At 52.1% G+C, this 12,883-nt stretch carries 14 protein-coding genes and 1 tRNA gene; 5 read left to right on the forward strand and 10 right to left on the reverse strand.

Features of this window, described 5'->3' with window-relative positions; genetic code table 11:
- Nucleotides 1–323 precede the first annotated feature (323 nt).
- Both wrbA and HV261_RS17495 read left to right on the forward strand, forming a co-directional pair.
- Nucleotides 324–920, forward strand: a complete 597-nt coding sequence (wrbA, locus tag HV261_RS17490) for an NAD(P)H:quinone oxidoreductase (protein ID WP_003832057.1) — start codon at nucleotides 324–326, stop codon at nucleotides 918–920.
- 20 nt (nucleotides 921–940) lie between these two features.
- The gene (locus HV261_RS17495) at nucleotides 941–1,168 is read left to right on the forward strand and encodes a YccJ family protein (RefSeq protein ID WP_003036015.1); all 228 of its coding nucleotides are present in this window, start codon (nucleotides 941–943) and stop codon (nucleotides 1,166–1,168) included.
- Between the two features lie 40 nt (nucleotides 1,169–1,208).
- Here the strand turns inward: HV261_RS17495 and agp are convergent, their stop codons facing one another.
- The 7 genes from agp to HV261_RS17530 form a co-directional block, all read right to left on the reverse strand.
- Nucleotides 1,209–2,450 carry a bifunctional glucose-1-phosphatase/inositol phosphatase gene (agp, locus tag HV261_RS17500; protein ID WP_202038987.1) on the reverse strand — a complete coding sequence of 414 codons (1,242 nt, stop codon included), beginning with the start codon at nucleotides 2,448–2,450 and terminating at the stop codon, nucleotides 1,209–1,211.
- 88 nt (nucleotides 2,451–2,538) lie between these two features.
- On the reverse strand, nucleotides 2,539–3,246 hold the full coding sequence (locus HV261_RS17505) for an ArsR/SmtB family transcription factor (RefSeq protein ID WP_202038988.1): 708 nt from the start codon (nucleotides 3,244–3,246) through the stop codon (nucleotides 2,539–2,541).
- Between the two features lie 69 nt (nucleotides 3,247–3,315).
- Nucleotides 3,316–4,071, reverse strand: a complete 756-nt coding sequence (locus HV261_RS17510) for a sulfite exporter TauE/SafE family protein (protein ID WP_202039718.1) — start codon at nucleotides 4,069–4,071, stop codon at nucleotides 3,316–3,318.
- A gap of 132 nt (nucleotides 4,072–4,203) precedes the next feature.
- Nucleotides 4,204–4,710, reverse strand: coding sequence for a protein disulfide oxidoreductase (locus HV261_RS17515; RefSeq protein WP_202038989.1), 507 nt, complete (start codon nucleotides 4,708–4,710; stop codon nucleotides 4,204–4,206).
- On the reverse strand, nucleotides 4,700–5,323 hold the full coding sequence (locus tag HV261_RS17520) for a DsbA family protein (protein WP_202038990.1): 624 nt from the start codon (nucleotides 5,321–5,323) through the stop codon (nucleotides 4,700–4,702). The genes HV261_RS17515 and HV261_RS17520 overlap by 11 nt, the downstream gene beginning before the upstream one ends.
- Nucleotides 5,320–7,200, reverse strand: a complete 1,881-nt coding sequence (locus HV261_RS17525; protein ID WP_202038991.1) for a cytochrome c biogenesis protein CcdA — start codon at nucleotides 7,198–7,200, stop codon at nucleotides 5,320–5,322. The genes HV261_RS17520 and HV261_RS17525 overlap by 4 nt, the downstream gene beginning before the upstream one ends.
- Nucleotides 7,201–7,248: 48 nt before the next feature.
- Nucleotides 7,249–7,611 (reverse strand): copper resistance protein, encoded by a 363-nt coding sequence (locus tag HV261_RS17530; RefSeq protein WP_202038992.1) that lies wholly within the window; start codon nucleotides 7,609–7,611, stop codon nucleotides 7,249–7,251.
- A gap of 413 nt (nucleotides 7,612–8,024) precedes the next feature.
- Between HV261_RS17530 and dsbA the strand changes: the two genes are divergently transcribed.
- Complete coding sequence (gene dsbA / locus HV261_RS17535; protein WP_202038993.1) at nucleotides 8,025–8,648, forward strand: thiol:disulfide interchange protein DsbA; 624 nt, start codon at nucleotides 8,025–8,027, stop codon at nucleotides 8,646–8,648.
- 85 nt (nucleotides 8,649–8,733) lie between these two features.
- Here dsbA and HV261_RS17540 read toward each other — a convergent pair whose 3' ends face one another.
- Nucleotides 8,734–9,063, reverse strand: a complete 330-nt coding sequence (locus HV261_RS17540; RefSeq protein ID WP_202038994.1) for an antibiotic biosynthesis monooxygenase family protein — start codon at nucleotides 9,061–9,063, stop codon at nucleotides 8,734–8,736.
- Nucleotides 9,064–9,336: 273 nt separating this feature from the next.
- Between HV261_RS17540 and cbpA the strand changes: the two genes are divergently transcribed.
- On the forward strand, nucleotides 9,337–10,257 hold the full coding sequence (gene cbpA / locus HV261_RS17545; RefSeq protein WP_202038995.1) for a curved DNA-binding protein: 921 nt from the start codon (nucleotides 9,337–9,339) through the stop codon (nucleotides 10,255–10,257).
- Nucleotides 10,257–10,550, forward strand: coding sequence for a chaperone modulator CbpM (gene cbpM, locus HV261_RS17550; protein WP_137382861.1), 294 nt, complete (start codon nucleotides 10,257–10,259; stop codon nucleotides 10,548–10,550). Before cbpA ends, cbpM begins: the two co-directional genes overlap by 1 nt.
- Nucleotides 10,551–10,895: 345 nt before the next feature.
- On the opposite strand, the gene HV261_RS17555 is transcribed toward cbpM, so the two are convergent.
- Both HV261_RS17555 and HV261_RS17560 read right to left on the reverse strand, forming a co-directional pair.
- A tRNA-Ser gene (locus tag HV261_RS17555) sits at nucleotides 10,896–10,983 on the reverse strand.
- 143 nt (nucleotides 10,984–11,126) lie between these two features.
- On the reverse strand, nucleotides 11,127–12,755 hold the full coding sequence (locus HV261_RS17560; RefSeq protein ID WP_202038996.1) for an ABC transporter substrate-binding protein: 1,629 nt from the start codon (nucleotides 12,753–12,755) through the stop codon (nucleotides 11,127–11,129).
- Nucleotides 12,756–12,883 lie beyond the last annotated feature (128 nt).

Consider the following 12,883-nt stretch of genomic DNA (forward strand, 5'->3'; position numbering starts at 1 on the left):
CAGCGCATGGGCCGTGCCCTGATGTTTACTGCGTGGGATTAAGCATAGTGAAGAGTAACCGGATGACTGACGAACTGTAATATTCTGCAACAGGAATGGCCGCAAGATGTTAATAATCGCGGCGTGAAATCAATAAGTCTTTCTTATGGCTACCAAATTCCGCCCGGTTAAAAATGTATCATTTTGCAACAAAAAGGATTGTTATAAAAATTGTTATAAATCAAAGAAGTGATTGTGAAATTTGCACTCCTGGCCGTACGTCATATCTTTAAAGGGAGGTAGCGAATCGCTACGGACACGGTTAACTCGAGGAGTAGTGTAAAATGGCAAAAGTTCTGGTGCTTTATTATTCCATGTACGGACACATTGAAACCATGGCCCATGCAGTCGCAGAAGGCGCAAATAAGGTAGATGGCGCGGAAGTCATTATTAAGCGTGTGCCAGAGACAATGCAGCCTGAAATCTTCCTGAAAGCAGGCGGTAAAACACAAAACGCACCAGTCGCAACCCCGCAGGAACTGGCTGATTACGACGCCATTATTTTTGGTACTCCCACGCGCTTTGGCAACATGTCAGGTCAGATGCGTACCTTCCTGGATCAGACCGGAGGACTGTGGGCATCTGGCGGCCTTTACGGCAAACTCGCCAGCGTATTCAGCTCAACAGGCACTGGCGGCGGTCAGGAACAAACCATTACATCGACCTGGACAACGCTTGCCCACCACGGGATGGTGATTGTTCCCATTGGTTATGCGGCGCAAGAGCTGTTTGATGTCTCACAAGTTCGTGGCGGTACGCCGTACGGCGCAACCACCATTGCCGGGGGTGACGGCTCCCGACAACCAAGTCAGGAAGAGTTATCTATCGCCCGCTATCAGGGTGAATATGTCGCAGGTCTGGCAGTAAAACTCAACGGCTAATCTTCAACAGGAGGATTCGAATGCCAACTCAAGAAGCGAAAGCCCATCGCGTCGGCGAATGGGCAAGTCTGCGCAACACATCGCCAGAAATAGCCGAAGCCATTTTTGAAGTCGCTCACTATGACGAGAAACTGGCGGAAAAGATTTGGGAAGAAGGTAGCGATGAGGTACTGATCAAAGCCTTTGAGAAAACTGACAAAGATTCACTCTTTTGGGGTGAACAGACAATCGAACGCAAAAACGTTTAGCATTCTGACTCCCCCGTTTACACGGGGGAGTTTTCCTGGCTTACTTCGCAGCCTCATTCAGTACGCTATCGAATTTATCAACAGGGCAAAAGCCATTGGCATCAATCGGACAGCCTTTCAGTTCCAGCGTCACACGTTGGGCCGGGGATTTGAGCGTCAGAACCTCCGCATTTCGCAGCTGCTGCGCGCTCTGATACACATACTCAATTTTCATCAGATCGCGATTTGTGTTGCTGTCATGCCAGCGCTGGAAGACAATTTTACCGCCAATCGGCGTGCGTTCGTTCTGGTCATGGAGCTGGTACGGTTTAAAATCCAGTGCCGTGAGCAATGAAGCAATGTTCGAGTCATGTCCCACCAGCAGCGTAATTTTCGGCGCTTTCGCCCGCTCAGTCACCAACGCATTGTCGATATATTTGACCAACGGTTTGGCGACGTTTTGCGCCACTTCTGCAGAGGTGAACAGGCTGTCCTGATAACCATTTTTCAGCTTCGACAGCACCTTCCACTGTTGATCAGATTTGATCTCCCCCCAGGCGACCTTGTCCATCGGGAAGCCCTCGTAATATTGCAAGGTGAAGGCATCAACCAGCGAATTCCCCACCTTCAGTGGCCCGGAAACACCAGGCTCCTGCTGATACTTCGCACTGAATGTGTCTTTCGCATCAGTCAGGGAACACTGCTGTTTTTCTTTACACGACGGCGAGTCTTTGTAGTTTGTGATTTGCTCAAGCAGTTGGTAGCTCTCGTCAAGCTGCATCTGGCCGCGCTCTTTCTCCATCGCCTGAACAGCCTGCTGACTGAATGCCGCAGAATCATCAGTGATCACCGGGTTAAAAGTGGGGTCCATGGTACCCATTTTTTCCTGATGATGGACCGGAACGTCACACCCCGGGAAAGCCCCCGTGACAAAAAACTGCGCCGTCGCCACTGTCCGCTGCAGGCTGTTAGCATAGGTGTAAACCGTGCCCGGTGCCGGACATTCACCGGATTTCACCATGCCCTGTTCTGCCAGCCATTCACGCATGTAATGGCCCATATAAATTTCCAGCACGCCGCCCTTCGTGGTGAGTTGTCCGCCCGGGACATCCCACTCCGGCCATTGTTTGGGGGTCGACTGCTCGAGAACGCTGCCATTATTGGCTAAAGGTGCACGTAAGTTATGCCGACTCATCATCAATACTTGTTGAAGCTGATACCCTTCCGGCGCGATCTGCGCCTGCGCGGCGGTTGACAATAATACAGCCCCTGCCACGGCTGCGGCGATTAACGATTTTTTCATCCCTACGACCTCTTGTTGTTATCAATCACCACAGAGTGTGACAGATATATGACATTTTTCCGGGAACGCTTTCGCAAAAATGAGGGATCTACCGTGTCGTTTTAATGCCAAACTCCGTCTGAAGTTTGCGCACACCAAGGGGGGTAAAGGTGACGTGGCGGCTACCTGTCTGCGTTTTAATCCACTTCTGTTCGCTAAACCAGCTCAGCAATGTAGCACCGAGCACGCCGCCAGGATGATAACGTCGCTCACTCCAGTCCAGACAGCCGCAGCTTACTTTTCGTCGGGTAACTCCGGCACAAAGAACAATCCCCATTTCTGCCAGTTTTTGCTGCCCCAGCTCGGTCAGCGTTTCGCCATCCGCGGTTAACCATTGCCGGGCAACCAGGGTATCAAAAAGCCTCACTGCCACTTCGCCCGCAAGGTGGTCATAGCAGGTTCGCGCATGCCGCAGGTTTATCGGGGTGGTGATTTTTCGCGACGTTGATGCAGACCATGCCACCCCCATCAGGCGCTCCAGGAGGCCGGCTATCTCCGTACTTGCCAGGCGAAAATAACGGTGTCGCCCCTGGGCTAACGCCACAACAAATCGTTGTTCACACAGACGCGCCAGATGCGCGCTGGCCGTCGAGGCTGACACGTCCGCCACCGCGCTAAGTTCGGTTGCGGTCCAGGCGCGCCCATCCATCAAGGCACACAGCATACGCGAACGCGATTTATCCGCCATCACTGCCGCAGTGAGCGCCATTTGCGACTCCAGTTCACCCTCTTCTTCGTGCAGTATCACCGATGCCATAGCACCTCCTTTGGCGTTAACCCTCAGAATTAACGATGGCATGAAACGGGCGTAAAGTCACAGCGAGACTTACGCGGCGCGCAGCATCATCTCCACGCCCAACCCCACCAGGCAGAACAGAAAACAGCGTTTAAACACCACTGGAGAAATCACTCGCCGCACACGAGTCCCTAGCCACTGTCCCAGTAGCGCAGGAAGAATGGCAAAAGCCGATAAACTCAGGGACTGAACAGGTAACGCATTGTGCCACCACAAGCCCAGTGCTAACGCCAGCGTCGAAAACGTGAACGAAATGCCAAGCGCCTGCACCAATTCATCCTTTTCAAAGCCCAAAGACTGGATCCATGGCACGGCGGGCATGACAAATACCCCCGTTCCTCCCGTCAATAAACCGGTCACCAGTCCAATGACAAGGGAAAAGGGTTTTTCACGCTGCGGCTCCACGGTTATTTTTTTTCCCATCAGCGTCCAGATGGCATAGGCCACCAGTGCCATGCCAAGCGCAAACTGGGTCCGGGTTGTGTCGCCCCCGGTGATCCAGACACTGGCAAGCAAAGTGGCAATCACCACCGCCAGCAGCATAGGCCACAATCGTTGCAGCAATCGGCCGGTATTACCACCACCGCCAAACTGAAACAGATTGCTAATCAGAGAAGGTAACAGCAGCATCGCCGCCGCCGCGACCGGAGAAATAAGCGATCCGAGTATCCCCATCGCCACCGTGGGCAAGCCCATGCCCGTTACGCCTTTCACCATCCCTGCCAGCACAAAGGTTGCGGCAATCATTATCACCAGGGAGGGGTCGAGCGCGAAAGAAGTTGCCATCATGTACGTTCCAGGAAAAAAGAGGATGACCTATTCTGGACGTCAATCGCCAGGTTTGCTTCGTCGGGAAACGAAATATGCCCTCCTGGTGTACTGCAGCAGAAAAAATGCCGGGTTTCCCCGGCATCAGAATCAGACAGTTTTTGCCCACCAGAGGCGTAGCTTCATTCCCCAGTAACTGGTCCAGCCGCTGGTTGTCGACACTACGCGACCGTGCGACATCACAACCAGCGTTGGCGTGACGCTGATGTCCCAACTGCGGGAGATGGCCCCGTCAGCATCGTTGATGACGGGAAAGTCTACGCCTTTACGTACCAGCCAGCGCGTCACCTCCGCCTCATTACCAGAACGCAGCGCAATGGTTATCACGTTCTCACCTTCTGAGTGCAGTCTGGCGACGTCCGGTGTCGTGAACCGACACACGCCGCACCAGCTCGCCCAGAAATAGATCAGCACCGGTTCCTCTTTGCTGAGCGCGGCCAGCGTAACGTTTTCACCATCCAGCGTCTGCAAAGGCGTACTGTCAAACGCTGCGGGAAGCTGGGGCGCTCGCCAGGCATCCATCAACAACATCGCCCCGGCGAATAACACCAGTAAGATCAGTCCTTCGCGCAGCCAGCGGCGCAGTTTACTGACCATTTGCGGCCGCCAGTTTTTCTTTGACCACCTCTTCCAGTGTTTCCCATGGTACTGCCCCAGGGATGAGCTCATCGCCAATAATCGTTGCCGGCGTGCCTCGCACACCAACCAGACGTGCCAGTTGCAGGTTGGTGCTCAGCGTCTCTTCACTTTGCGCATCCAGCGTCACCGGGCTGGCAGCGGCTTTCTCCTGTGCCTGTTTGATACTCACTGCCGTGTGGTAGCCCTTCTTCTGCATCAGTTTCTCATGTAACGCCAGAAACTGCTGCGGATGCTCACGCCAGGTCGTCAGCGCAGTTCGCGCCGACAGAACCGAACTCTCCCCTTTAAACGGCAGCGGTTTAATCACCACCGCCACCTCAGGATACTTCTGTACAATTTTTTCCAGCATCGGGTCCAACTGCTTGCAATACGGGCAGTTGTAATCGGTGAAATTAATCAGCGTCAGTTTAGCCTGCCGGGCACCAATACGCGGGCTATTGGGATCGTTAAACAGCGCTTCCTGAATCAGCGCTTCAATTTGCTTCTCCTGCTCAGGCGTAAATGGCGCAGGTTCTTTCGCCACGCTGACGGCAGAAAACAAGGTTAACAGCAGGACAATCATCATTTTCATGGGTTCACTCCTTTGGCGTCGGCCAGTGTATTCAGCACCGCATCGCGGGTTAACAACGTCGGCAATGCCTGGCCTTGCGGCAAACCGGGGCCATAAATTTGGTTGAACGGCACAGCAACCTGGCCGCGTTTTTTCAGGAATTCGGTGATCGCTTCAGAGGGCAGCGTCCAGTCACCCCGCAGAGCCACCACATCGGGTTGTTGCAGCGCAGTCTGAATATCTTCTTTTTGTAGAACATTGAATTTATTGACTTTACAGGTAATACACCAGTCAGCTGTCACATCTACAAATACGCGCTTATGCTGGGCCAGTGCCTCTTCGATGGCCTGCTCGCTCAGCGGTTGCCAGTTCACACTCTCTTTGGCTGTACTTTGGTTTGCGAACCCCAGATGCGGGAACAGCAATGTTGCCAGCCAGATAGCCGAGCCAAGCATCATCACGCCGAGAAGACGCCGCAAGATGTTCATCCAACGCCCCGGACGCGGCAGACGCAGCGCCAGACCCGGACGCAGTGCCACCAGCAACCATGGCAAACTCATCCCCAACCCGAGCGCAAGGAACAGCCCCCATAGCGTCGGCAGCGAAGCAGTCAACGCCACCGCCACTGCCGTCCCCAGGAACGGCGCACTGCACGGTGTGGCAAGCAACGTCGCAAACGCGCCCTGCCAGAAATGCCCTGACAAGCCGTTACCGCCGCGAGTTGCCAGTATGGTGGTCATTGCTGAAGGAAGGCGGAATTCAAACAGCCCAAACAGGCTGGCGCTGAACGTCAGCATCACCAGCAGCATAACGCCGATAAACCACGGGCTCTGGAACTGGATCCCCCAACCAAGCGCCTGATTGGTCAGGCGCAGCACCGTCATCAGCAGCGCGAGGGCCATAAAAGAGACCAGGATACCAGCCACCGAGGCCAGAAACTGGCGGCGAACCTGAAGACGGCTTTTCTCCTCAACCAGTAAAATCGAGCCCAGCTTCATGCCCAGCACCGGAAGCACGCAGGGCATTAAGTTAAGGATCAACCCGCCTGACAGCGCCATCAGCACCACCTGCCACAGCGGGATCGCTGCATTCTGCACCACTGGCGCATCGCCAATGGCAAGACGACTTTCCTGCGCAACGCCGTTATCAGCCAGAACCAGTGTCAGTTGCTTACCACGAAGGTTCGGTGCCCCTTCCCCCCAGCTGTCATGAACCGGAACCGTTGCCCGTAGTGTTTCGCCCTCGACGCGGATTTGCGGCATACCAAAATCCGCATCATCAACGGTGTCCAGGTACAGACCCGGCGCAGACCAGCCACCCGTACGACGCGCCTCAACCACCAGCTCTCCGGCTCGCGCCCCGGCACTAAGCGACTCGGTCAGGCCGCTGGCCAGCGGTATCTGCCCCTTCGCTTGCGCATAGTCATGAGCAAAAGACGGGTCCTGGACGCTCGGCGTCACGGAAAAGGGAAAATCCGTTAACAGGCAAACATTGCTGCAGGTTGATAGGGTCAATACACCGTTAAGGGTGGCTGGCGTTGTGCCGCGTACGACCATCGGGAAGGTGACATTACCGTGATATCCCTGGGTGGTGATATTGGCGACCTCAAAACGCGCGGGTGTCGGCCAGTACCAATCAACAGCAGGCATTTTATCTTTCCAGACGATGGACGGTGCTACACCGCCCTCACCCGGCGATCGCCAGTAGGTTTTCCAGCCATCCTCCAGTTTAACATCGAGCAGCAGTCGGGTTTCACCGCCTGCGGCTGTATCGGCACGTAACCGCACACTGGCGTGATTGTTATCGGGTGAACGCAGCCAGCCGATATCAGCCGCCCAGGATACGGGCAGCCATAGCAATAACAGGCAGAGCAGCGCCTGCCTGAAAACAGTCTTCATATTTTTTCTCCGTGAATAATTATCTAACAGTCAGCAACGGCTGCGCTGTCATTCACGGAAGACACAAAATCGGAGATGAACCCTAAGTGTGGGCGGCGAGATGGCGCGCGGAGGGAAAAAAGGCAGGCGAAATGCCCGCACAGGTGCCAACAGCGACAGGAGCAAACATAGCACCAAAATCGCGCCTTCAAACAATACTGGCGGCGCAGCCAGCAATGATTTTGCGCTCAGTTCACAAGGCGTAACGGGCGAAGCTTCATCGGTATCGACCTGGGCGCTCACGACAACAGCAGCGGTCGCGGTGTTCATCTGCAACGCGTGCAGACCCGCCATGCGCTGCGCGGTGCATACCATCACCACAACACATGCCAGGCAGAGGAACCACCATCCCATCCGTTGACGTTTCGCCATTATACCCTCGCTGATTGACGCGAGTTATCTTAGTCACTGGCGAGTTTTTGGCAACCTTTACCCTGTAAAGTTATGTCGGCAGAGGCCGGTCAATTCTCATTCCTCCCCAGCGCGCTGTTCAGAAATGATAATTAATATTGTTAATTAATTTCATTATTGCAAAATAATAGCGCTAATAAAACAAAGCTGGAAATATCACAGGGTTTATTATCTATCATTCCCAAAGCGTTTCAACAGATATTTAACCACTGACGATAAAAATGAATGAGAAGCCCGTCAGTGGATATTCCTACGTAAATGAAAGTAAGGGTCAGCACATTTCTGGATGAATATTGTATTATCACTTGCCGCAATGAACGTTATGTTCATCATCAAAACAATTGTTTGTTAAATGTTATTTAGAGTATATGAAAATGAAAAAAATCTTACTTCCTCTTCTAGGCCTGTTTTTTACGGTGAGCGTTCAGGCAGCAACATTTACCGATGGCAAAGAATATATTTCACTTGAAAAGCCCGTTGCGTCAGCGCCCGCTGCGCTTAAGTTTTTTTCATTTTATTGCCCTTCATGCTACCAGTATGATGAAGTTCTGGAAGTCACTGATAACGTGAAAAAAGCATTACCTACTGATGTCAAACTCACTGAGTATCACGTCGATTTCTTAGGTCCGTTGGGGCCGGAGATGACACACGCCTGGTCTGTCGCTATGCTGTTAAACGTGGAAGATAAAGTAAAACCTTTACTGTTTGATGCCGTGCAGAAAAAACAAACTGTTAAAACAGCAGATGATATTCGCAATGTATTTATCCGCGCTGGCGTCAGTGCAAGCGACTATGATGCCGCATGGAATAGCTTTGCCGTAAAATCATTAACGGCGAAGCAACAGGAGCTGGCTAAAGCGGTAGACCTGAAAGGTGTACCGGCTATCTTTATCAAGGGTAAATATATGATTAACCCGAAAGGGTTAAAATCAGATAACGTTAACGCTTTTGTCGAGAACTACGCTGATACCGTGCGTTTTCTTTTTTCCAGACCTTGATAAGCCGTTAATATTCCTGACGCACCATCAACAGGAGCCAGAGCTTGTTCTGGCTCCTGCTGCTACAGGCGGTCATTATTGACTGTTAACTGCCATATACGCTGGCAGAACCTTTTTCAGAGGCATAATCCTTCAAAACAGATGCAACACGTATTCGGTAATATGAAAAAATCAACTGCTTACCCTCCTGTTGTGCGGCCTGATGCCTGACGTTGCATTTCCACCTGAGCACTGCATCCTCATCCTCCCACCATGAAAGTGACAGCATTTTCCCGGGCGTATTAATGCTGTGAAATCGTTCGATAGAAATAAACCCTGGGATCTCTGCCAACAACGGCTTCAGCTCTGAGGCCAGTTGAAGATATCGCTCCCTCCCCTGAGGGGGCACATCTGCTTCAAAAATAACGGCGATCATTCAGCATCTCTCCCTGGTTAATTTCAGCCATTCTATTGCCGGATTAAATGCGATGCTTCGCTCAACAACGAACAGTCTGGTGAAAAGGGAAATTTGAGTGTGATAGGTAAATCAACAAGCAGGCTCACCACATTAACCGGTGACCCTTTTATGACCTGCGCCCCCCTTTTTCATGGTTGGCATTCGCGCCTATCAGGATTACCCTAAACTTAACGGTGATACCTTTCGAGAGGAATTGCCTTCTTCATGTGTTGATTTACACGAGAGAACGCTATGGAATTAAAGGATTATTACGCCATTATGGGCGTGAAGCCGACAGACGATCTCAAGACAATCAAGACCGCCTACCGTCGTCTCGCGCGAAAATACCATCCCGATGTCAGCAAAGAACCCGACGCTGAAGCCCGTTTTAAAGAAGTTGCCGAAGCCTGGGAAGTACTGAGCGATGAACAGCGACGCGCCGAATACGACCAGCTGTGGCAGCATCGCAACGACCCGCAGTTTAATCGTCAGTTCCAGCAAGGAGAAGGTCAAAGCTACAGCGCTGAAGATTTCAACGATATCTTCTCTTCAATTTTTGGCCAGCACGCACATCAGTCACGGCAGCGCCACGCCAGTCGCGGACATGATATTGAAATCGAGGTCGCCGTTTTCCTCGAAGAAACCCTTGCTGAGCATAGCCGCACCATCAGTTACAACCTGCCGGTATACAATGCGTTTGGCATGATCGAGCGGGAAATCCCCAAAACCCTCAACGTTAAGATCCCGGCCGGTGTCGGCAATGGGCAGCGCATTCGCCTGAAAGGTCAGGGAACCCCTGGTGAAAACGGTGGCCCGAACGGTGATTTGTGGCTGGTGATTCATATCGCGCCGCATCCGCTGTTTGATATTGTTAATCAGGATCTGGAAGTTGTCGTTCCGCTTGCCCCATGGGAAGCCGCATTGGGCGCAAAAGTGACTGTACCAACACTCAAAGAGAGTATTTTGCTGACCATCCCCGCAGGAAGCCAGGCTGGACAGCGATTACGTATCAAAGGCAAAGGTCTGGTCGGTAAAAAACATACTGGCGACCTGTACGCGGTCATCAAAATCGTGATGCCGCCGAAACCTGACGACAACAGCGCCGCCTTGTGGCAACAGCTGGCGGATGCGCAGAAGTCCTTTGATCCGCGTAAAGAGTGGGGGAAAGCATAATGGCTAACGTGACCGTTACCTTTACCATTACCGAGTTTTGTCTGCATACCGGTGTTTCTGCAGAGGAACTGAATGAAATTGTCGGTTTAGGGGTAATCGAACCCCGTGAAGATGAGACCTTTGATGACCATGCGCTGACCGTGGTGCAACGTGCACTACGTCTGCGCCATGAACTGGCGCTTGACTGGCCAGGCATTGCCGTCGCACTGACGCTGCTCGAGGAGAACGCACAACTGCGGCAGGAAAACCGCCTTTTGCGCCAACGCCTGTCCCGATTTATTAGCCATCCGTGAATATGTTAAAGGTGCGGCGATGAGCTGCACCTACAGGTCAGCAGAGCATCGAGTTGCTGATGATCTGAACTTGCCTCCCCCAGGGAAACACTACTGGACTGACCTGGATTCAGTTAAGGCTTTTACAGGTCATGAATACATCATGGCCATGCCATCAGCCACACCAATGTGGGAAGACTTTAGATATGCAGTTAAATTGCAGCGTATAGCACGACAAGGAAAAAGCCTGGGATCGGGGTAAGCAAGTGTTCGAATGTGACATGAGGGGATGGGCGAATATTGCCAGGCGATTCTAATGCTTCAAAAGCAAAAAGGGGTCACCTTTCGGTAACCCCTTTTCATGTTTGGCGGAAGCGTAGAGATTCGAACTCTAGAACCCTTTCGGGTCGCCGGTTTTCAAGACCGGTGCCTTCAACCGCTCGGCCACGCTTCCAATGAGGCGCACTATAAACATCCCGAACGGACCTGTAAAGCACCAATGTGTTCGTTTGCCTGAAAAACAGCCAAAATGTTGTTAATCGACTTAAATAACAACAAATTGACCGTTTATTCAGCACAAATCCGGGCTACTGCTGTTTAATGTTTTTTGATGTACATATCTTTGGTGAAGTAATTACCGCGGTTATCCGGTGCAAATCCGCCTACCCACGGCTTTACCAGGTGTGTGCGGACATAGTGGTAAACCGGAATCGCTGGGACATCCTCGCCTAACACGTCTTCCGCCTGCTGGTAGTATTTCCCGCGTTCTGGCAAAGAACGGGCTTTTGCCGCATTACGCATCGCTTCATCGTAGGCTGGATTACTGTATCGGGCGGTGTTTTCACTATCGCCAGTACGGAAAATGTTGAGGAAGCTCGACGCATCGTCGTAATCCGCTATCCATGCATAGCGTACGACGTCAAAATTGCCGGTGTGCATGGTATCCAGCATAGTTTTCCATTCCTGGTTCTGCAGCTTTACCTCAACGCCAAGATTTTTCTTCCACATTGACGAGGCGGCGATCGCGATTCGCTGATGCGTTTCGAAAGTGTTGTAGAGCAGATTTAAGCTAAGCGGATGCTCCGGACCGTAGCCTGCTTCCGCCAGCAGTTTTTTTGCCTCAGCAATGCGTTTGTCGAGTGGCCATGATGCGTAGTCCGGCGCGTGTAATTTTACCCCGCCAATTTCAGGCTGGCTGATAACCCACGCCGCACGCTGTCCCTGTCCCATCACCTTTTGTGCGATGATGTCTTTATCCAGCGCCATATTCAACGCCCGACGCACGCGCGGGTCGTTAAACGGCGCACGCGTGGTATTAAACTGATAATAATAGGTTGAAAGCTGAGGTGAGACATGGAGTTCATCCCCCATCGTCTTTTTCAATTGAGCGAACTGATTGACCGGAACACTAAAAACAATATCGATTTCCCCGGCTTTGTAACGGTTAACGTCTGCAGCCTCTGAACTGATGGGCAAGTACGTCACTTTATTAATGACCGTGTGCCGATCGTCCCAGTAATGCGGGTTGCGCACGGCAACAATCCGCTCATTGACGACCCACTGCGACAACTTATACGCACCACTGCTGACAAAGTGCTCCGGACGAGTCCACTTATCGCCAAAGCGGCCAATCAGCACTTTATCCAGCGGGACCAGTGATGGGTGCGCCAGCATCGCTAAAAATGCCGCTGTCGGCTGCGTCAGGGTAATTTCCAGCGTGGTGTCATTCAGCGCCTTGACCCCAAGCGTAGCGGGATCTTTTTTCCCCTGAGCAATATCAACCGCATTTGCGACATGCATATTGCCCAGATAAGAGGCATAAGGTGAGGTAGTTTGCGGTGAAACCAGGCGCTGCCAGCTCCAGACGACATCCTGTGCAGTAATAGCCGATCCATCTGACCAGGTTATGCCTGGACGTAAATGAAAGGTCCAGACAGTGTTATCTTTATTCTCCCAGGAGGCCGCAAGACGGGGCGCAATAGTGCCATCCAGGTTTACGGCCACCAGTCCATCGAACATATCGCTGATTAAATTAAACTCAACGTTGCTTTCAACTTTATGCGGATCCAGTGAGGCTGGCTCACTGCCGTTATTTCTGACCAGTTCTTGTTGAGCTGCCAGTTCTGTGCCCGCGGGAACAGTCGCGGCGCTCGCCACACCGTTGATAGACATCAAACAGACAGCCAACAGCATAGATGTAAATACCTTCGATTTATGTTGCGTCATTCCCTTTACCTTATTGCTCTGTTTTATGTTGACACCGCTGTCACTCTTAAAGGCATGTAGGGAATAACGCAATATTTTTCAGTTACCTATCAGATATCGATCTGACATTTTTGCATAAACAGTGGTAA

Source organism: Citrobacter sp. RHBSTW-00671, assembly GCF_014103415.1.
Classification (GTDB): domain Bacteria; phylum Pseudomonadota; class Gammaproteobacteria; order Enterobacterales; family Enterobacteriaceae; genus Citrobacter.

Bases quoted from the DNA above. Each gene is read 5' to 3' on its own strand.
- wrbA (WP_003832057.1), top strand. From the start codon at position 324: ATGGCAAAAGTTCTGGTGCTTTATTATTCCATGTACGGACACATTGAA.
- HV261_RS17495 (WP_003036015.1), top strand. From the start codon at position 941: ATGCCAACTCAAGAAGCGAAAGCCCATCGCGTCGGCGAATGGGCAAGT.
- agp (WP_202038987.1), bottom strand. From the start codon at position 2,450: ATGAAAAAATCGTTAATCGCCGCAGCCGTGGCAGGGGCTGTATTATTG.
- HV261_RS17505 (WP_202038988.1), bottom strand. From the start codon at position 3,246: ATGGCATCGGTGATACTGCACGAAGAAGAGGGTGAACTGGAGTCGCAA.
- HV261_RS17510 (WP_202039718.1), bottom strand. From the start codon at position 4,071: ATGGCAACTTCTTTCGCGCTCGACCCCTCCCTGGTGATAATGATTGCC.
- HV261_RS17515 (WP_202038989.1), bottom strand. From the start codon at position 4,710: ATGGTCAGTAAACTGCGCCGCTGGCTGCGCGAAGGACTGATCTTACTG.
- HV261_RS17520 (WP_202038990.1), bottom strand. From the start codon at position 5,323: ATGAAAATGATGATTGTCCTGCTGTTAACCTTGTTTTCTGCCGTCAGC.
- HV261_RS17525 (WP_202038991.1), bottom strand. From the start codon at position 7,200: ATGAAGACTGTTTTCAGGCAGGCGCTGCTCTGCCTGTTATTGCTATGG.
- HV261_RS17530 (WP_202038992.1), bottom strand. From the start codon at position 7,611: ATGGCGAAACGTCAACGGATGGGATGGTGGTTCCTCTGCCTGGCATGT.
- dsbA (WP_202038993.1), top strand. From the start codon at position 8,025: ATGAAAAAAATCTTACTTCCTCTTCTAGGCCTGTTTTTTACGGTGAGC.
- HV261_RS17540 (WP_202038994.1), bottom strand. From the start codon at position 9,063: ATGATCGCCGTTATTTTTGAAGCAGATGTGCCCCCTCAGGGGAGGGAG.
- cbpA (WP_202038995.1), top strand. From the start codon at position 9,337: ATGGAATTAAAGGATTATTACGCCATTATGGGCGTGAAGCCGACAGAC.
- cbpM (WP_137382861.1), top strand. From the start codon at position 10,257: ATGGCTAACGTGACCGTTACCTTTACCATTACCGAGTTTTGTCTGCAT.
- HV261_RS17560 (WP_202038996.1), bottom strand. From the start codon at position 12,755: ATGACGCAACATAAATCGAAGGTATTTACATCTATGCTGTTGGCTGTC.